15 protein-coding genes are annotated in these 19,907 nt (G+C 39.0%); 3 read left to right on the forward strand and 12 right to left on the reverse strand.

Features of this window, described 5'->3' with window-relative positions; translation table 11 throughout:
- Nucleotides 1-6: 6 nt before the first annotated feature.
- The 11 genes from EZ456_RS07155 to EZ456_RS07205 form a co-directional block, all read right to left on the reverse strand.
- Nucleotides 7-1,029 carry a PorP/SprF family type IX secretion system membrane protein gene (locus tag EZ456_RS07155; protein WP_131528712.1) on the reverse strand — a complete coding sequence of 341 codons (1,023 nt, stop codon included), beginning with the start codon at nt 1,027-1,029 and terminating at the stop codon, nt 7-9.
- Complete coding sequence (locus EZ456_RS07160; RefSeq protein ID WP_131528714.1) at nt 1,026-6,974, reverse strand: PKD domain-containing protein; 5,949 nt, start codon at nt 6,972-6,974, stop codon at nt 1,026-1,028. Before EZ456_RS07160 ends, EZ456_RS07155 begins: the two co-directional genes overlap by 4 nt.
- A gap of 296 nt (nt 6,975-7,270) precedes the next feature.
- Entirely contained in the window at nt 7,271-8,905 is a 1,635-nt protein-coding gene (gene groL / locus EZ456_RS07165; RefSeq protein WP_131528716.1) for a chaperonin GroEL, read from the reverse strand.
- Nucleotides 8,906-9,057: 152 nt separating this feature from the next.
- Nucleotides 9,058-9,348, reverse strand: coding sequence for a co-chaperone GroES (locus EZ456_RS07170; RefSeq protein WP_025141798.1), 291 nt, complete (start codon nt 9,346-9,348; stop codon nt 9,058-9,060).
- Between the two features lie 312 nt (nt 9,349-9,660).
- The gene (locus tag EZ456_RS07175; protein ID WP_131528718.1) at nt 9,661-10,422 is read right to left on the reverse strand and encodes a TIGR03915 family putative DNA repair protein; all 762 of its coding nucleotides are present in this window, start codon (nt 10,420-10,422) and stop codon (nt 9,661-9,663) included.
- Nucleotides 10,423-10,536: 114 nt separating this feature from the next.
- The gene (locus tag EZ456_RS07180) at nt 10,537-11,793 is read right to left on the reverse strand and encodes a putative DNA modification/repair radical SAM protein (RefSeq protein ID WP_131528720.1); all 1,257 of its coding nucleotides are present in this window, start codon (nt 11,791-11,793) and stop codon (nt 10,537-10,539) included.
- 93 nt (nt 11,794-11,886) lie between these two features.
- A complete protein-coding gene (locus tag EZ456_RS07185; RefSeq protein WP_131528722.1) occupies nt 11,887-12,249 on the reverse strand; it encodes a hypothetical protein in 363 nt (120 codons plus the stop codon).
- A gap of 248 nt (nt 12,250-12,497) precedes the next feature.
- On the reverse strand, nt 12,498-13,142 hold the full coding sequence (locus EZ456_RS07190) for an HD domain-containing protein (RefSeq protein ID WP_131528724.1): 645 nt from the start codon (nt 13,140-13,142) through the stop codon (nt 12,498-12,500).
- Nucleotides 13,143-13,215: 73 nt separating this feature from the next.
- On the reverse strand, nt 13,216-13,497 hold the full coding sequence (locus tag EZ456_RS07195; RefSeq protein WP_131528726.1) for a helix-turn-helix domain-containing protein: 282 nt from the start codon (nt 13,495-13,497) through the stop codon (nt 13,216-13,218).
- Between the two features lie 316 nt (nt 13,498-13,813).
- Complete coding sequence (locus EZ456_RS07200) at nt 13,814-14,308, reverse strand: hypothetical protein (protein WP_057933225.1); 495 nt, start codon at nt 14,306-14,308, stop codon at nt 13,814-13,816.
- Between the two features lie 67 nt (nt 14,309-14,375).
- Entirely contained in the window at nt 14,376-15,554 is a 1,179-nt protein-coding gene (locus tag EZ456_RS07205) for a THUMP domain-containing class I SAM-dependent RNA methyltransferase (RefSeq protein ID WP_131529186.1), read from the reverse strand.
- Nucleotides 15,555-15,625: 71 nt separating this feature from the next.
- Between EZ456_RS07205 and EZ456_RS07210 the strand changes: the two genes are divergently transcribed.
- From EZ456_RS07210 to EZ456_RS07220, 3 genes are all read left to right on the forward strand, one after another.
- A complete protein-coding gene (locus tag EZ456_RS07210; protein WP_131528728.1) occupies nt 15,626-15,991 on the forward strand; it encodes a DUF3127 domain-containing protein in 366 nt (121 codons plus the stop codon).
- A gap of 258 nt (nt 15,992-16,249) precedes the next feature.
- A complete protein-coding gene (locus tag EZ456_RS07215) occupies nt 16,250-18,070 on the forward strand; it encodes a sensor histidine kinase (RefSeq protein ID WP_131528730.1) in 1,821 nt (606 codons plus the stop codon).
- A 174-nt stretch (nt 18,071-18,244) separates the two neighbouring features.
- On the forward strand, nt 18,245-18,940 hold the full coding sequence (locus EZ456_RS07220; protein WP_131528732.1) for a response regulator transcription factor: 696 nt from the start codon (nt 18,245-18,247) through the stop codon (nt 18,938-18,940).
- Nucleotides 18,941-19,049: 109 nt separating this feature from the next.
- Here the strand turns inward: EZ456_RS07220 and EZ456_RS07225 are convergent, their stop codons facing one another.
- Complete coding sequence (locus EZ456_RS07225) at nt 19,050-19,898, reverse strand: menaquinone biosynthesis family protein (protein ID WP_131528734.1); 849 nt, start codon at nt 19,896-19,898, stop codon at nt 19,050-19,052.
- Nucleotides 19,899-19,907 lie beyond the last annotated feature (9 nt).

The raw sequence follows: 19,907 nt of genomic DNA on the forward strand, positions 1-19,907 counted from the left end.
GGCAAATTAGTAAAAATCGTAACATCTTAAGCCATTTGCCCTGCCACCATTTGAACTATTTGGAAAATATTTTTCGTAACCCACGCCAATTTCCGATGTTCCGCCGGTGTTGCTGTAGTTAATTTTTGAAGTTGTAGCATCATGACTGATGCCTAACCTGAATTTTTCGCCATTGGTTCTGCGGTTAAAAATATCGAAGATTACAGAAAACACAATCGCATCATTTCCGTTCGAATTGCCATCATTGCGGTACCATATGCCTGCGTTTATTCCAGCATATTTATACTGTGTACCCACACTGAATGATTTTACATTGCCCTGTTTGTAGGCAACAATAGAAGGGATCAGATAACTTCCATCCCGATCATATTGATCAGGGATCAGGGTGAGCTTGTAACTTAAATTCCCCGATATGCGCATCGGTAATTTTGCCTGAAAACCCGACAGTGATTCGTCAGGGCGATTGAGATGGTGGACAGCCAGTCCCATCATAAATTTTTTATAAACCAGATTGGCCCCTGTATTGGCATCAAAATAAAAACGGCTATCAACACTTGGTCGCTCGGCGCCAGAAACGCTGCCTGGAATATAACCTGTGTTGATATCGATCTGATCGCCAAAAACAAGTTTATCCCAGTTTAATTTTTGATTGGTGATGCCACCCTGCAACCCGAACGAGAGCGCAAAGTCATCGCCCCCGATAATATAAGAATAGCTCAACGCTATATTATTCTTCACCAGGTAGGCTGTGCCCTCGCTGCTGCGGTTAAAAATCAAACCGATGCCACTGTTAAACTGGCGAAGGTTTAAATCGCCAGAAGCACTCATGTATGAAAAATCACTTGCTAAACCCGTCCATTGGTTGCGGTATAAGGCATTAAATCTAATGTCCCCCTCAAACTGACCTGTTAAAGCCGGATTTAAATAAACAGGCGCGTTGTAAAACTGCGAATAAATGTGATCCTGCGCCGAGATCATTAAGGGCAGCACCAACGCAAACCAAAATAATATTATCCCTCTCCTCATCATCTTATTAAATATATTACACCCGTTTTCTTTGGAGGAGATGAATCGTAAGCCATCCCTTTCCAATCGCTGCCATTAATAAATTTTATATCTACTTTCCAGTAATAAACACCTTGCGGTTGTTCCTGAGCTTTATAAGTGCCGTCCCAGCCCTCCAGCGGGGCGCCATCATCCAGTTTGGTGGTTTCCCAAAGTAATTGTCCCCATTTGTTAAAAACAGACATCTGCCATTCTTTTATGCCTCGGCCTTTTGCCTTGAAAACTTTAATCTCGTTTTTCGCGCTTGCAGGCATAAATGAATTGGGGATGTTTAAGTAGCCTGGTACTCCGATAATCCTCACCGATTGGAAAGTGCTGGAAGAACAACCTTCTTTGCTCAGCACTTTGAGGGTTACATTATAAACCCCTTCGTTGGCATAGGTGTGATTTGGGTTTTGTAAAGTTGACGTAGAGCCATCACCAAAAGTCCATTCCCAGCTTACTGCATTGGTGCTGATATCTTTAAAGGCGAATGAATAATTCGGAATGGATGTTTCATTGCCTGGACTAACAGTAAAGGTGGCCACTGGCGGTGCAACAATATGGATAAAATCGGCTATTGCTGTGGTGTTGGTACAGCCTAATGCATTGGTAGTAGTTAAAGTAACAGGGTAATTTATGCCAGATCCGGTGTAGGTATGCTGTGGCTCAAATTCAGTTGAGGTTGGAGAACCATCGCCAAAATCCCATAGGTAGCCCACCGCGCCAACACTCGTGTTTTTAAATTTAACCATTAGATTGGTACAACCAGAGGTTTTTTCGGTAGTAAAGCTTACTGTTGGCTGCGCTAAGATGGTAACAGTTTCTGTAGTGAAACTATGCGAACAGTCATTCTCTGCATCTAACCTGATGGTATATTTTCCAGGTTTGGTAAAGGTGTATGGATAAACACCGGTGGTATTGGAGAATGCCGTATTGATTTCGCCCGTATCTTCATTGGTAAAGGTGTAAAGAAATCTGCTCGCTCCACTGGTATTGTTCACAAAATTAACAACGAAAGGAGCACAGCCTTTTTTCTCATTACCATTTACCACCAGTTCTGCAATAACGTTGTTTGGCGAAACCACAATGGTGCTATTAGAAATGCTTGTTCCGCAAGCATTTTTTGCAGTCATCGTTATAATAAAATCCTTAACTATAAGTGTTTTAAATATATGACTTACCGTTCTCCTATCTGGATAGGTTTCTGGGGCCGTGCCATCACCAAAATCATAAGTATAGGTTGTGCCCGCGCTTTCAGGAGAGGTATTGCTAAAGTTTACAAGCAGATCAGAACAGCCTGTTGTTTTATCAGGCGAAAATATAGAAACAGGTTTTGCATGCACAGTAACTGTCGCGTTTTTTATAATTGGAGGGCCACACGGTGTGGTGGTTTCTAAAGTAACATTATACACAATGTCTTTTCCGGTCGGGTCTGCTAAAAAAATTTGTGCAGCTGGTTGGGCTAAAATTGATGTTTGTCCATTACCGAAATTCCATTTAAATGTTGCGCCAGTAAGGGGGGTAGTCGTATTGGTAAAGGTAACATTAAGTGGCCCGCAGCCTTCAGCTACACTTTGTGTAAAAGAAGGTGTAATTACTGGAAGCGTACTAAATACCTCACTTTTTTCATCAGTATTACAACCTAAACTACTCGTAACAACGAGCTTTATGGTTACGCTTTCATTTCCGTTTAATATGGTATAACCAGGAAATACTGGCCCTATTCCGATCTGTACATTATTGGCAAACCAGGTATAAATACTATTCCTGTCAGGATATAAAGTTGCGGCAATATTGTTTGCATCTAGAATAAAAGGTGCACAGCCAACATTTTTATTATAAGTAATTTCCGCCTGGGCATGAGGGTTAACCGTTATCTGAATCTGGTTGCTTATGTCGTTACTGCAAGCGCCGCTGGCTACTGTTCGACGGTAATAAATGCTTGCAGTTGGTGTTGGAGGCGTAAAGCTTATACTGTTTGCGCCCAATACATCGCTCCAGGCTGTTCCATTTAAGCTCGATTGCCATTGATAAATGTACACTCCACTGCCACCACTTGGTAGGGCACCTGTTAATGGAGCTGAGACTGTGCCGATACAGATATTTTGATCGGCAGAAATGATATTGTTGATTAAACCCGGCAAAACGGTAATCTGTAACGAATTACTAATTGAAGTACAGATGGTACTATTTACCAATCTTCTGAAATAGGTTGAAGAGTTTGCAATCAGGGTTAAGTCTTTATTAATGGCTGAAGGAACATTGCTCCAGGTATTTCCGTCGGCACTGCTTTGCCATTGGTATGCAAATGTTCCTGTTCCGCCAGTTGGGGTATCTCCGGTAATGGTGATACTTTGGCCGGCACAAACTGGCACTGATGATGGCCCAATATTATTGGTAACAGGTGAGTAATAGGTAACGGTAACATCATCAACAGATGGAGGACAACCATTGAAACCAGAAATAGTCCACCTGAAGGTATAAGTTTGCCCTGGTACCAAACCAGTAACTACGGTGTTGTAAAGAGCAGGATCGGTAATGGTAATACCGGTTTGTGCCGATATTAAAGTCCATGCGCCACTGTTTGGCGAAGGGTTATTTCCGTTTAAAGTAATGCCGTTCCCACTGCACAGGTTTTGATCTGCCCCTGCATTTGCAGCAACGGTGCCAGGATTTACCGTGATGGTAGTTATGGTTGATATGGCTTCTGCACAACTACCACTCTGTACTACCGCACGGTACTGTGTGGTTATGGTGAGGTTAGAAAATAGATATGGATTTGCTGTTGAGGTAATGGTAGACCAGTTTAAACCGTTGTCAATAGATCTTTCCCAACGGATGATATTTCCAACTTGCCCGCTTAAACTGATAATTCCGCCATTTGCACCTGCACATACATTCACATCACCTGCGATTGTGCCACCAACACTTAGCGGGTTAACGGTGATCTGAACATCGTCACTGGATGTTGAACAGCTGGTATCGCTTATTGTCCATTTAAAAGTATAGGCATTTCCTGCCTGCAGACCAGATATTGCTGTATTACTTTGAGTATCGTCTGCAAATGTTACAGTTGTAGGGGCAGAAACGATTGTCCACTTGCCTGTGCCTACTATTGGGCTGTTTCCTTTTAAAGTATAGGTTGTAGTGTTACAGATGGCCTCATTCGGTCCTGCATTTGGCAGTGTTGCACTTGGTAAAACCGTAATGGTAATGCTGGCGGGTGTACCTGGACAACCATTTGTTGATATAGGTGTAATGGTGTAAGTTACCGTACCTGCTGTGGTGCCTGAATTGGTTAGGATATCGTTGATTTGCGTTCCTGCCGATGCTACCGTTCTATTGCTATTCCCGGTTATTGCTCCGGTTACCACACTCGTATAAGTATAGTTTACACCTGTTAGGTTTGCCGTTAAGTTAATGGCCGATGAAGTGGTATTACAGATGCTTGCATTGACTGCCGTTGGCGTTACAATAGGGTTGGGTTTAACCAAAACCGACAAGGTGAATGTTGTTCCGTCACAGCCATCAAAATGAGGAGTGATGATATAAGTTACGTTTGCATCGTCATTTAGATCGGTATTGGTAAGGATATCGTTAATGGGCCCGCTTCCGTTAGCAGTATAGCCAGTTGCAGTACCAGTAGCAGTCCAGGTGTAGGTAACACCCACAACGGCAGATGTAGGTGTATAGGCAACACTTTTATCCGTACAGATGGTTTTAGTTGCCGGGCTTGTTAAACTGATATTAGGTTTTATTTTAAGAATAATATCGTCATCAATTTGATTGCAGGGGGCGGCCAGTGCGGTAGTAACCCTTAATCGTAAAGTAATCGTACCCGCTGTTTTTTCGGCTGCGGTTGGAGTATAAGTTGCGTTTAAATCATTTCTGCTAGGCGTAAATGTTCCTAATCCGCCAATCCAGGCTTGTGTAGTAGTCGTACCTGTTATGGTTCCGCTAAGCGTAAAACTGGGGTCGTTAAAACAGATATTTTGATCTGGTCCTGCGCTAATCACTGGTGCCGTACTGAAGGTCAGGATTTGGGTATCGCTTGCAGTACCGCAATTATTTTTGTGTACAACAGTTACAGTATAAGTATCGTAGCTATCGAACTTGATGGATGGGTATTTAGAATTGGCAGTTGTGCCGCCAGTAAAGCTATAGGTGCCCGATCCCGATGGAACAACAGTCCAGGCATAACTATCGGGTAAATCTTTTGTGGTGCCTGTTATTAATGTTTGGGTTGGCCCTGTTGTGGTATTGTTAAAATCGTAAGTAGCCAGGTTACACAGGGTAATATCAGGCGATAGCGTAGCTACGGGACTCGCATTAACTACAACAGTTTGTGGTAGGCTGGTAATTACACCACATGATGGAGTGCTGATGCTTAAAGTAATGGTATAGGTGCCAGGGCTGGTAAAATTGAACTCCGGTTCTTTGCTCGCGGCATTTGTGCCACCAGCAAAACCTACCGCTGGGCTAACTGACCATGAATAGTTATTGGCTGCATTGCAGATATTGTCTAAAACCGAAAGGTCGGTAGCTTTTAAAGTTGTTCCTGAGCAAATGGTATTTGATGGTAAACTAAAATCTGGCTTGGGTGGGTCTTGGATGCAGATTTTCATTTCTACCGGATCGGCATCACACTCACCTGTAATGTTTTTAGATTCTAGCCGGATGGTATACTCTCCATGGGTTGGGAATTTGTAAACAAAATTGAATGATTTTGGCTTATCAGCCTCTTTAATCACACCATCAACATACCAGTTATAGGTTACATTATTGGGTGTACAAGCTGCTGTATTGTTGTTTGGGTTTTCGCCCAAAACAGACGTATTCACAAATGTGATGTTGGCATTGGTACAGCCCGGCGTATTAAATGCAAATGAATTTATCGGTTTTACCACTACTTTGGCCGAAGAGGAAACAGGTGTGCCCATTGTTGTGCAGAAAGCATTCGATACATTAATGGATACATCAAAAGCGTTGTAAATTGTGCCTGCACTAGAGGTAGAAACACTTCCGCAAGAAGATCTGGTATAAGCATGTGTAACCTTGCCGCCATTGGCAATAATCTCGCAAAGGGTATAGGTTGAGGTGGTTTGATCACCCCAGGTAATTGTATAAATATCTCCAGGGAAGTTGTTTTGAATACCTGCGCTCGAAGTCACATCTACATTAAATGTTAATGCACCCAATGGCAAACAAACCACCGTATTGCCTGAATTAGCAAAGGCTGTGATCGCTTTGTTGTTGATCAGCAGGTAGGCCTTTGTTGCCACAGACCCATCGGGCATTACGGCCTTGGTATAAATGGTATAATGTGACTGTTGGGCCGTAAAAGGTTGTATCGCAGTAGGGAAATTGATTAAAGTTGGGCTCGCTCCATTTACTTCATCAGTTATGCTTGCGGTAACTGTACTATTTGCTGTAGAAGTATTTGTAAGGAAGAAAGAATTATTGGCTTTGCTGGTGCAGGTACCAAAAGTTTCGTCGTTTGCAGCATTTAGCAATGTTGATGTTAATTTAGCCTCAACTGGCAGTCCTGCCTTTACTTCAAAAGCAGTTGATGGTGTGCTTGTGAATGCCGGAGCAGTAGATTTTATCCTAACCTGATAACCCGTTCCTGGGGTAAGGCTCGCGGGAAGTTTGCCATTTATATAGGTACTGTAAAAACCAGTGTAACTGCCAATAAGTATTTCGGCGCCAAAACTTCCATTCTGATCGGAAAGGTACAATTGAAATTGGTTACCCTGTGAAGCACAGCCTGCACTGATATTAAAAGGAACTGCAATGGTGCTGCCTGGGGTAAAAGGGCCTGCATCTACTGAGCCTATAGTAATTTGAGCGAAAACATTTGACGTGAACAAGAATGCCCCTAAAAATAGGACAAAAGAAAGCCATTTCCTTTTACAACGAATCTTCATAAATCTCTAACACTAGGGAATGATTTTATTGCGTTCTGAAAGCCTTGTTAGTAAACTTGCTTTAATCCAATCTCAGAAATGAGTATTAGATCTAAGACGCGTCAATAAATATTCGAGGGTAAAGAACGTAATTTTTAGATTACAGTTTCAAAATTTTACACCAACATTAACTAAATGAACGGGTTATAGAATTGATGAAACAGCGTTTTTAATGGCAAATAAGCATAAAAAAACCCTCAAGGCATTATACCTTGAGGGTGTATTTTTACACGAAATCGTTTCGCTACAGAATGGTATTACATCATACCACCCATACCACCGCCGCCCATTGGAGGCATTGGAGCACCACCTTCTTCAGGTTCGTCAGCTAAAACAACTTCTGTAGTTAATAACATCGCTGCAATAGATGCTGCATTTTCTAATGCTACACGGCTTACTTTAGTTGGGTCGATAACACCAGCGCCAATTAAGTTTTCGTAAACATCTGTACGGGCATTGTAACCGAAATCTGCTTTACCTTCTTTAACTTTTTGAACTACGATAGAACCTTCAATACCTGCATTTTCGCAAATTTGACGTAATGGCTCTTCGATAGCGCGACGAATAATCTGGATACCAGTATTTTCATCCTCGTTAGCACCTTTTAAATTAGCTAAAGCTTCAACCGCACGGATAAATGCAACACCACCACCAGCAACAATACCTTCTTCAACAGCCGCACGGGTTGCATGTAAAGCATCATCAACACGGTCTTTTTTCTCTTTCATTTCAATCTCACTAGCTGCACCTACATAAAGAACTGCAACACCACCAGCTAATTTAGCTAAACGCTCTTGTAATTTTTCTTTATCGTAATCAGATGTAGTAGTTTCGATCTGAGATTTAATTTGGCTAACACGTGATTTAATGTCATCCGAGTTACCAGCGCCATTAATTACAGTTGTATTGTCTTTATCAACAACAACTTTCTCAGCAGAACCTAAGTAAGTTAAATCAGCATTTTCTAATTTGTAACCTCTTTCTTCTGATACCACAATACCACCAGTTAAGATCGCGATGTCTTCTAACATTGCTTTTCTTCTGTCGCCAAAACCAGGAGCTTTAACAGCAACCACTTTTAACGAACCACGGATTTTATTTACTACCAATGTTGCTAAAGCTTCACCATCTAAATCCTCAGAAATGATAACCAATGGTTTACCAGTTTGAACAGTTTTTTCTAAAACCGGCAACAATTCTTTCATGTTACTGATTTTTTTGTCGTAGATTAAAATGTAAGGGTTTTCTAATTCAGCTTCCATTTTATCTGCATTGGTAACAAAATATGGAGATAAATAACCTCTGTCGAATTGCATACCTTCTACTGTTTTAACTTCAGTTTCAGTACCTTTTGCTTCTTCAACAGTAATTACACCATCTTTACCAACTTTGCTCATTGCCTCAGCAATTAACGAACCGATAACTTCGTCGTTGTTAGCCGAGATAGAGGCAACTTGTTTAATTTTATTGTTATCATCACCAACCGCTTGTGATTGAGATTTTAAGTTTTCTACAACAGCAGCAACCGCTTTATCAATACCACGTTTTAAATCCATTGGGTTTGCACCAGCAGCAACGTTTTTAATACCTGTAGTAATAATTGCCTGAGCCAATACAGTAGCAGTAGTAGTACCATCACCAGCAATATCAGCTGTTTTTGAAGCTACTTCTTTAACCATTTGAGCACCCATGTTCTCAACTGCATCTTTCAATTCGATTTCTTTTGCAACTGTAACACCATCTTTAGTGATTGCTGGTGAACCGAATTTTTTATCGATAATTACGTTACGGCCTTTTGGACCTAAAGTTACTTTTACTGCATTTGCAAGAATATCAACACCTCTTTTCAGGGCGTCGCGTGCTTCTACGTTATATTTTACTTGTTTTGACATTATTTTTTAAATTTTGAATGATGTATGAGAGAATGTTTGAATTTCGAAATATTCTATTATTTTAAATCATTCATTCTATCATTTAATTATTTATTTCTTTGATTCATGCTGGAATTCACTCATTCGGAACTCAGTCATTCAATCCTAAATTATTACCCAACAACAGCGTAAATATCAGTTTCGCGCATAATTAAGTAATCTTTACCTTCGTAAGGGAATTCGGTACCACCATATTTACCGTAAATTACAACATCGCCAACTTTCACACTCGCTTTTTTACCTTCAGAATCTTCTTCAGAAACAGAAACTACAGTTCCTTTAGATGGTTTTTCTTTTGCGGTATCAGGGATATACAAACCTGATGCAGTTTTTTCTTCTGCCGCAGCCGGTTCAACTATTACTCTGTTTGAACTGCCAGCAATTGGTTTAAGGTTTAACGCCATAACTTTTATTATTTTTTTATTTTGATTTGAGTTTTTTAACTAAGCTTACAATTAACACTTTTTATGCCAAGAGGTTTTGAGGGACAAATTTTCACCAAACTGTCAAACTTTTTACGCTAATTGAGAATGTGGGTGTCAGCATGGCAGTAAGTTTTTAATTTTTTTTAGCCAGATTTATTATTTAATCACTAGTCGTCATTTCGAGCGGAGTGTAGCGAAGTCGAGAAATCTGCTGGTTAGATCTCTCCATTCCACTGCGTTTCAGTCGAGATGACGGCTGGATTATTGAAATATGTTAATGTTTCGACCCTTTTATATCGCCTTTTCCGTTAAATATTTCCAATACCTTTTAGGCACATGCTGCAGATGGAGTTTTGTATTTTTTCGGGCTACAATGTTTGCACTTTTAAAATAATCTTTCCAGAGGGTAGCGTATAATGCCTCACCTTCGTCCATTAAAACTGGTGCAAGATTGTGTTTATTTGCACCGTTGCTAAAGCTGATGGTAATTTCCTCAACGCTTGCTAAATTATAATGTAGGCCATATTTGCGTTTTAAATCGTAAATCACCCATTGCTGATCGGCATAGCGGTTTTTAAAGTGATTGGATATTAATGGCAGCACATTAAAATCAGGATCTATATTGGCATAAAATATCCCATCGCCCGTTTTTTGAAATCGAATAAAGGCTTCCATCCTATGTTTTTCCCTTTCTACACTTTTGGCATATTTAGCCAATGCAATTACATGCGGATTGCCATAATTACTTTCTGCACCCATTTGATTTTGAAAAATGTATATAGTGAATTGGAAGAGGTGGTTGTAAGCCTCGGGTATTTCTGATAAATAGCTGCAATAGTATTTGCGCTGCCAATCCTTTTTTATTTTCTTTTGCAGCCCTACCCAAACCCGATCAGCTTTTTTTGCATTGGTGGTAACCGTAAAGCTTTCTGCAAAAGCTTCGGGTTGGAAAATTGAAATAGATTTTAGCATCACTTTTCCTGGCTTGCGTTCAAACCATTCGAAAACAGCGGTTAATAAACCTTGAAAAGTGCCATCAAAAATGTAAGTCATTGGAGGTATTTATGTTGACAGGTTTAAACTTTGGTCGTCATTCCCGCGAAGGCGTGAACCTTAATGCTATAGCTTGAGATTCCCAATCAAGTTGGGAATGATGACCGCGAGGGTTTAAAACAAAATCATCTGGTTGCTATCTGTTTTTAAATATTTGCTCTGGCTTTCTGCCAAAATAAAAGCCTTAATTTGTGTACCCTGGTAATCTTTCAGCTGATAAGGGCTATCCATGCAAACAATAAAATGTTTGGCCCGGTTATAAGCTACGCCAATTTTTTTTAACTGATCAATCCTTAATTTTCCAAACTTTCTGGCCTGTACAATTTTTTGGGCTGACATTACACCAATACCCGGTATCCGTAAAATCATTTTGTAATCGGCCTTATTAATGTCGACAGGGAAATGCTGCATATTGCGAATGGCCCAGCTTAATTTTGGATCAATGTCTACATCAAGATTTGGATTGGCATCATTTAAAATTTCCTGTACTTTAAAGCCATAAAACCGCATTAACCAATCAGTTTGGTACAGCCTGTTTTCTCTTAACAATGGTGGCTGTGTGCCCAGTATAGGCATCCTGGTATCATTGCTAATGGGCACATAACCAGAATAATAAACTCTTTTTAAAGAAAAATTCTTGTAAAAGGCATTGGCTGTGTACATAATATCTTTGTCACTCTCTGGCGTGGCACCAATAACCATCTGGGTGCTTTGTCCTGCAGGTACAAATTTTGGCACATGTTTGATCAGTTTTTTGTCTGCAGTAAATTGGCTAATCTGCTGTTGAACAAAAGCCAAAGGTTTAATTACCTCCTCGTGGTTTTTCTCGGGAGCCAAAAGCTTTAAACCAGCTTCGGTTGGCATTTCTAAATTAATACTCATCCGGTCGGCATATAAGCCTGCTTCCTTAATCAATTCTTCGCTGGCACCCGGAATGGTTTTTAAATGGATATAGCCATTATAATTCTGCTCTAAACGGAGTTTTTTAACCACTAACAATAGCCGTTCCATGGTAAAATCGGCATTTTTAAAAATCCCTGAGCTTAAGAACAAGCCTTCAATATAATTGCGGCGATAAAAGTTCATGGTCAGTTCTACCACTTCATCTACTGTAAAGGCCGCACGTTTTACATCATTACTTTTCCGCGAAACGCAGAACAAACAATCGTATATACAATGGTTGGTTAGGAGGATTTTTAAAAGCGAAACACATCGGCCATCTTCTGTATAGGTATGGCAAATGCCCGATGCATGGCTATCGCCAAGACCTTTATTGGTGTTTTTTCTCGTGCCGCCGCTTGATGAACAAGAAACATCATATTTAGCGGCGTCAGCAAGAATATTTAATTTTTCACGGATTCGATCGAACATAGGAATATATTTACTAACAAAGATAGTTTAATAACTAAAAATATTAGTAAATAGATTTGCTAATCCTATTCTATTTTGGAATAATAGCGTTAACTAAAAACTGTTCGATGGGTTAAGTTTTCTGCTTATTGGCAGTTGATGCGCAATGTTATAACTTTCCTGGTAGTATTGCAGTTCAGAAAAGAAGCGATCTGCTTCAATTTCATGGTTTTTAAGCGGGCTAAAATTGGCTACAAAACCTGGGTTTTTAAATGTAATTTGATAAAAGTAGCCTCCATTGTGGTTATCGAACATTTCGGTTATGTTGGTTACGTTTTCCCACTCAGAAAAAAACTCGGCTCTCCGGTATAAAAAAGAAGTGTTTTTTAATTTAAAGCTAATACCTTTTTCGCTAATTAAAATTTTACTGTGCACAAAAATCTGCGTTCTGGTAATCCATAATAAAAGGAGTGCCATTAACATAATCGATAGCGAAACCAATATCAAAGTGGACGTTTCGGAAAGCGATGAGGGTAAACTAAAAAGACAATATACCATTAAGGAAATGAAGAACACAGGAATGCCAACCATCGCGATTAACAAAACACTATTTTTATGATATTTTAGTTTATAAGGATGCATGAGGATTAATTTTTATAAAGTTAAGCCCTAATACATTGTTCCGGAATACTTACTATTCGGTATTTTTAATAGCCTATAATTGATTATTTGCCATCCCACTCTTTGTAAAAGTGCTCCAGGTACAGGAGCATAAAATTATGCCTTTCTGTAGCTATTGCTTTTCCTGCATCGGTATTCATCAAGTCTTTCAGTAGCAGGAGTTTTTCATAAAAATGGTTAATAGTAGGTGCGGTGGTATTTTTATAACTTTCTTTGGTGAGGTGTTCGTCAGGTAAAATAGCCGGATCGTAAAGCACCCTATTTTTGAATCCACCATAGGTAAATGCTCTTGCAATACCAATGGCCCCAATTGCATCTAAGCGATCTGCATCCTGTACAATTTGCATTTCTTTTGAGGTAAAACCTGCGCCATCAAAACTATTTTTGAACGACATGTTCTGGATAATCAGTTTAACATGTGCTATAACCTCAGGATTAACAGCAATTGATGCTAAAAATGAAGCAGCCATGTTCGGCCCCAACTCTTCATCGCCATTATTAAATTTAGGATCAGCAATATCATGCAACAATGCGGCAAAGGCTACTACAAGTTCATTGCCATTTTCTTGTTGATTAATGGTTTGTGCGGTTTTAAAAACACGTTCAATATGGAACCAATCGTGCCCTGCCTCGGCATTTGCTAGTGTTTTCTGAACAAAATCTATAGTTTTTTGAATGGAAGCCTGCATAGTTTTAAATTTATTCCAAAGGTATTGGAATTATTTGCAGGGTAAAAGAAATGATATCAACAGCGCCTGAGTATTAACTCACCGCTGTTGCCCTTTTCTCGTCATCAGCAATAATTTTAATTAAATCATTGTGGTTAAGGGTTAATAAATGAGATACTTCAACCTCTAAAATTGCTGCAATTTGAAATAAACGATCTATAGTTAATTTACTATAACCAAGTTCAATTTTGCTATATGCATTTTGAGATATTTTCAATTTCGCCGCCAGATAATCCTGAGTATAGTCTCTGTATTCTCTAATTTTTCTGATATTCCCGGCAACATTCTTTGTCTTTAAAGCCAATACATCTTCCATAAAAAGGGGATAAATTTTTTAATCTTTTCATTAGTTACGAAACTTTCACCTCAACAGATTTTAAAAGTATAAATTTTAGCACTATTGAGAATTACGCGAAACGGAGTAATGAACTAAATGTTACAACAAAAAAATAACCTAAATGTTTAAGTGTTCTGTTTTTGGCTGATAATCAGTATTTTGTGTTATCGTTGTAGGTAAATCGAAGGCTAAGAGAGGGATGGTAAGGGAGTGATAGTAGGACGATAAGGTGTGTTTTATAGCTTACTGCGTACGCAGTTCAAATCAATAAAAAAAAGTGGATAGCAGTTAGGGGTTAATACAGCCCCCAGTCATCTTCAAACTCGTCTTTTTCGAAATATTTAACCCATTCGATAAAGAGTAGACGAAATTTTTCAATTTCGTCTAAAACAATGTCTTTATATTCTGGGGTACAGATTTCGAACATATCTGCTGCTCTTACCTGGGTTTCTAATTCACGGCAATTGGTTCGGATAATAGAGGCATTTTCCATTCTTAAAATATACATATCAGCTCCTTCTGCCCCAACAATTTTAGGGCATAACATTAGGGCATTCTGCATAATTAAGTTAGCGGTCATTTCGGCCATCTCTCCCTCCAATGTTTCGCAGAACAGGGCGGCATATTTGTATACGGCTCTTGCCTGGTTGTAAAGGCTTTTAGCCCTGGTCACTTTTAACCTGACCTTTTCCGCATCAACACTTGATAGATTTTCTTCATCCTCATCATCTCGGCCAAATCGGCTAAAATGCTCCCATTCGGGCATATGATCCATGTCATCAAATTCCATATTTTTCAAAATTTTTTACGTTATGGTACGTAAGAGAGCGTAATATATTAATTTTCAATGAAAAAGACTAAGCATCAATTAATGGTGCCCGGCGAGAGCCATCATATAATTCATACTCAAGTAAACGACAGTCTAATTTACCATTATAAAACTCATATTTTTTAGCAGCTTTTAATCCAATTTTCTTTGCAAGATCAGGATTTCCAGTGAAAATATATCCAGAATAGCCCTTGCATTTCGTTTTCATAAAATCGCCCATTCGTTTATAAGTCAATTCTAATTTGCTATGCACACCTAAACGTTCACCATATTCAGGGTTAAAAACAACAACACCTTTGCCGTCTTCAGGAACTGGTGTTAATTCAAAATCGCAAACTTCGAATTCAATTAAAGTATCAACACCCGCAGTTTTTGCATTTCTACGGGTTACTTCAACCGCATCTTCCGAAAGATCGGAGGCTACAATTTTAAGGTCAACATTTTTAATTACCTGATCTTTTAAAATTCTACGCTCAGCGAAAAAATCTTCTTCATTATAACCTAAAATATGCATAAAGCCATAATTCATACGATACAAACCAGGGGCACGATTGCTTGCAATCAGGGCCGCTTCGATGGCTAAGGTTCCTGAACCACACATTGGGTTAATAAATGGCGATTTCTTATCCCAATTGGTTGCTAAAATAACTCCAGCGGCCAAAGCTTCTAACATGGGTGCCTTTCCAGGGATTTTACGGTAACCGTGCTTAGCAAGGGTTTCGCCAGAAGTATCCATAAAAACATCCGCATCTGCATCTTTCCAGTATAAGTGCACTACCGTTTTATTCGCATCAGATCCAGAGTTAGGGCGAATACCTTTTTTCTCTTTCATGCGGTCTACAATTGCGTCCTTTACTTTTAGGTTTGCAAAAAGGGGTGTGGTAATATTTGGGTTATCAACATTTGAAGTTACCGAGAAATACCCCGAAAAATCAATCAGTTCTTCCCACTCAATGGCTGCAATTTCGTTATATAAATCATCAGGCGTAATGGCCTTAAAACTTTTTAAGGCATATAGAATCTGACTGGCACAGCGCAAGTTCAAATTTAGCTTTATACACTCTGTAAGGGTGATATTGAGCTCAACACCCGTAGCAAAAGATCTTTCTATGGTGTAACCTAGGGCCGTAACTTCATCTTGTAAATATGGCGAAAGGCGCTTGTTGCAGGTAATAATTACCTTGCTTTTATTGTGGAAAACTTGCATCATAATATATGCGAAGTTATCAATAAAATTATAGAGATTTGATGTTTATAGTACATTAAGTAGTATTAGATATGGAAATTAAAGGAAAAGTACACGAAGTAGGTGCCACACAACAAGTAAGTGAAACGTTTAAAAAGCGTGATTTAATAATAGAATACGCAGAGAATCCAACATACCCAGAATATATCCGTTTTGAGGCTTTACAAGACAAAACTGCATTATTAGATACATTTAAAGCAGGCGATGAGGTTGAGGTTTTCTTTAATTTGCGTGGTCGCCCTTGGACAGATAAAGCAGGTAAAACATCATATTTTAACAGTTTGGTTATTTGGCGTATAAATGCAGTTGCAGCCGGTGCACCTGCAGCTACACCGGCTTATGCAGCTCCGGTTGACGTAAGCAATACACCAGGTGAAGATGATGATTTGCCTTTCTAAATAAAGAATCTTTTTTAAGCAAACAATTTTGAACCATGCCGAGGCTAAAGCCTCGGCATTTTTTTTGCCCCTCTGCCAAACTTCCGAAGTTTACGAGGCCCGAGCCACAGCAAGACTTCGGAAGTCTTTCCTGTGCTTCGCGCTGTTAAAATATGTTAAAAACAAACACTTAGCCCTGCTAATCAGTATTTTTGATATCTGTTTAGATTTAAGAAGATTATGCTCCGGTTTTTTTTAACCTTAAAACCAATCTAGTTCATGAAGAAAAAGAGTTTTTGGTTAATTACCGTTTTAATGACGGTGGCTTTGCTTGGTGTTTTTGTAATGCAGCTGTATTACATCAGGGAATCCTATAAACTAAAATCTCAGCTTTTTGATGAACAGGTAAACCAAACGTTAACATCGGTTGTAAATAAACTACAGCGTAGAAATGTTGCAGATCACTTAAATCGGAAAGATGCTGAAAATAAGTTGAAGCAGGTACAAGATTCAAGGCAACGGGCGTTAGATATTAAAGATTTACGGCAACAATATGTGCAAGAGACAGAGCTAAGGCAAGCCGAAAGAGAAAATCAGATTGAGAATTACTTAAACCAACAAGATAGTATTATCCGTGTATCTTATCGGGCACCGAATGTAATTTCTGAATTGGAATATACTTCTTTGACTTCAAAAAATGGCGACAAGCTGGATTTGCAGATGGATGCATTCATTGATGTTAAAAGCCTTATTTTAAAAGGATATAGCATGCGCACAAAACCTTTTGCTGCGCCACCAAAAGCATTCGAATTTAAAAGTTTACAAAGCCTGCCAGATACTTTAAGGTATTTAGTTTACGACCCTGGAAATGCCAAGCCACTTACGGTAAGTGTTCCAAAGATTTCTGATGATTTAGAGAAAAAATTTCAACGTGAGGATGAGATTGAGAAAAAAAAATTAAAGATTAAAATTGCGGCACTGGGTAAGGATACTTTTTCATATACCCGATCGAGTGTAGTAGAAGATGTATCTAAAGAACTGCAGGAAACCAATGTACCCATCTATAAACGCATTAATTTTAGCTCGTTGGGCATTTTATTAAAGCAAGAGCTCCTTGCCAATAATATTACACTAGAACCTTCTTACCGGATTTCGTTAGCCAGAAAAGATTCGACCATTTTTATGACGGCCTCTAACGTTAAAGGAGAATTTTTGCCCGAAAATACCTATAAAACACCTTTGTTTGGAAACGATATTTTTCGCGATCCTGGAATGCTTTTCGTAAGTTTTCCGAATAAAAATTCGGCTATTATTTCTAATCTAAGTGCAACGCTTGCCTCATCAGTCGGTCTGTTATTGGTACTTGTTTTTATTTTCTCGTATACCCTGTATGCCATTTTAAAGCAGAAAAAACTGTCGGAAATGAAAACAGATTTCATCAATAACATGACACACGAGTTTAAAACCCCTGTGGCCACTATTATGATTGCCAGTGAGGCTTTGAAAGATCCGGAGGTGACAGCAGATAAAGCCAGGTTAAAACGTTTGGCAGGGATTATTTATGATGAAAATGTTCGCCTGGGTAGTCACATCGAACGTGTTTTAAGTATTGCCCGATTAGAAAAAGGTGAGCTTAAAATGGAGAACACCGAAGTAGATGTGAACGATTTGATTGTGATTGTGTTGGATAGTATGGAATTGCAACTACAGAAAAGGAATGCTATTATTAATGTACATACCGATGCAGAGAATGCGGTTATATATGGCGATGAGCTGCATCTGTCTAATGTAATTTATAATCTTATCGATAATGCAAATAAATACAGTAGCGATACACCAGAGATTACCATTACTACCCGCAATGCCGGTAAGAATTTAATTATCGAAATAGCAGATAAGGGCATTGGAATGACCAAGGAGCAGTCTAAACGGATTTTCGATCAGTTTTATAGGGTGCCAACAGGTAATTTACACGATGTTAAAGGCTTCGGCCTAGGTTTAAACTATGTTCAGGATATTATTAAAAAATTGAATGGAACGGTTAAGGTAAGTAGCGAAAAAGATAGAGGAACAACATTCGAAATATCTTTACCTTTATAAACAGTTAAACATCGATACAAAAGCTTGCTTTATCGATACATTAAAATAGAACAGGTTTAATTTAGTTAAAATAGTAGCGTATTAATTTAATCTATTACAAATTAAACCGTCATGCATATTCAGAATCAAACTTTCAGTGTGGCTAATGCTACATATGTGAATAAAAACAAGAAAATGAAAAAAATACTTTTGGTAGAAGATGACCCAAATTTAGGTTTATTGTTACAAGACTATTTGCAGCTAAAAGGCAAGTTTGATGTAGTACTATGCACCGATGGTGAGGATGGATTGAGAACGTTTAATAAGCAGAACTTCGATTTATGTATTTTGGATGTGATGATGCCTAAAAAAGATGGTTTTACCTTGGGTAAAGACATTAGGAAGGTAAACACACAGGTGCCTATTATTTTTGCAACGGCAAAAACCATGTTGGAAGATAAATCTGCTGCCTATGATTTAGGTGGTGATGATTATATTACCAAGCCTTTCCGTATAGAGGAGCTTTTACTGCGTATTAATGCGATGTTTAAGCGCGTAGCCAATAAAACAGACAACAACGAAGAGGCTGCCGAAACGCAGTTTTCTATTGGTCAATATCATTTCGATTATACTACGCAGATTATTACCGATAACGATCACCAACAAAAACTGTCTACTAAAGAAGCCGAGCTGTTGCGTTTATTGTGTTTGAAAAAAAATACCGTTTTAACCCGTGAAGAAGCACTGTTAAGTATCTGGCATGATGACAATTACTTTAACGGAAGAAGTATGGATGTGTTTTTGAGTAAGTTGCGTAAGTATCTTAGGGCCGATCCGGCAGTAGAAATTATTAACGTGCACGGAAAAGGCTATAAACTATTGGTAAGTTAAATCTAATTTAAGCATTCGTCATCCTGAACTTGTTTCAGGATCAATGTAACGCATTAAAGGGAAGATGCTGAAATAAATTCAGCATGACGCATCACAGTATAAAATATCGCTAAATATACAAATTCTCCTGAATAGCGGGAATGATATTCCGTTCCTGGGCAAGTTTAAACAAAGTATCAACCGCTTTACGGCCTTCTTCTCCAAGGTTTATGCTGTACTTATTTACATATAATTCGATGTGTTTGTACATCACGCTTTCTTCCATGGCCTGGGCATGCTGGCGGATAAAATCGATCCCCGATTTTGGATGTGCAAAGGCAAACTCTACCGACTGGCGGATTAAACGGTTCACTTTTAACTGCACCTCTCGATCTAAATTACGGTTGATTACGATGCCACCCAATGGGATGGCACAACCGGTTAGTTTTTCCCAATAATCGCCTAAATCAACAATCTTATTCAAACCTTTATCCTGATAGGTAAACCTGTTTTCGTGAATAATCAGTCCTAAATCAATCTGCTCGTTAAGTAAAGCCGATTCAATTTCCGAAAAAACAAGTTCCTGCTTATTTTGTAAGTGAGGATAAGCAATGCCTAGCAGGAAATTTGCCGTGGTGTATTTCCCTGGTATTCCAACCCTCAGTTTAGAGTTTGGCGTTTGAAGTTCAGCGTCATTTTCTCCATTAAAATGGTTCTTACTGATCAAAAGTGGACCCACGCCGAATCCGAGGGCACTCCCAGCATCCAGTAAGGCATACTGGTTGGCCACATAGGCAAATGCATGGAAACTTAACTTGGTAATGTCTAATTCGCCCCTAAGCGCCTTTTGGTTTAAAGTTTCTACATCATCATAAGAAACCTCAAATTCTAATCCTTCAGTATCAATTTTATGGTGAATTAGCGCATCGAAAATGAAGGTGTCGTTGGGGCAGGGAGAAAATCCAAGTGTAAGTGTCATAAATCAAAA

The organism is Pedobacter psychrodurus (assembly GCF_004331735.1).
GTDB lineage: Bacteria > Bacteroidota > Bacteroidia > Sphingobacteriales > Sphingobacteriaceae > Pedobacter > Pedobacter psychrodurus.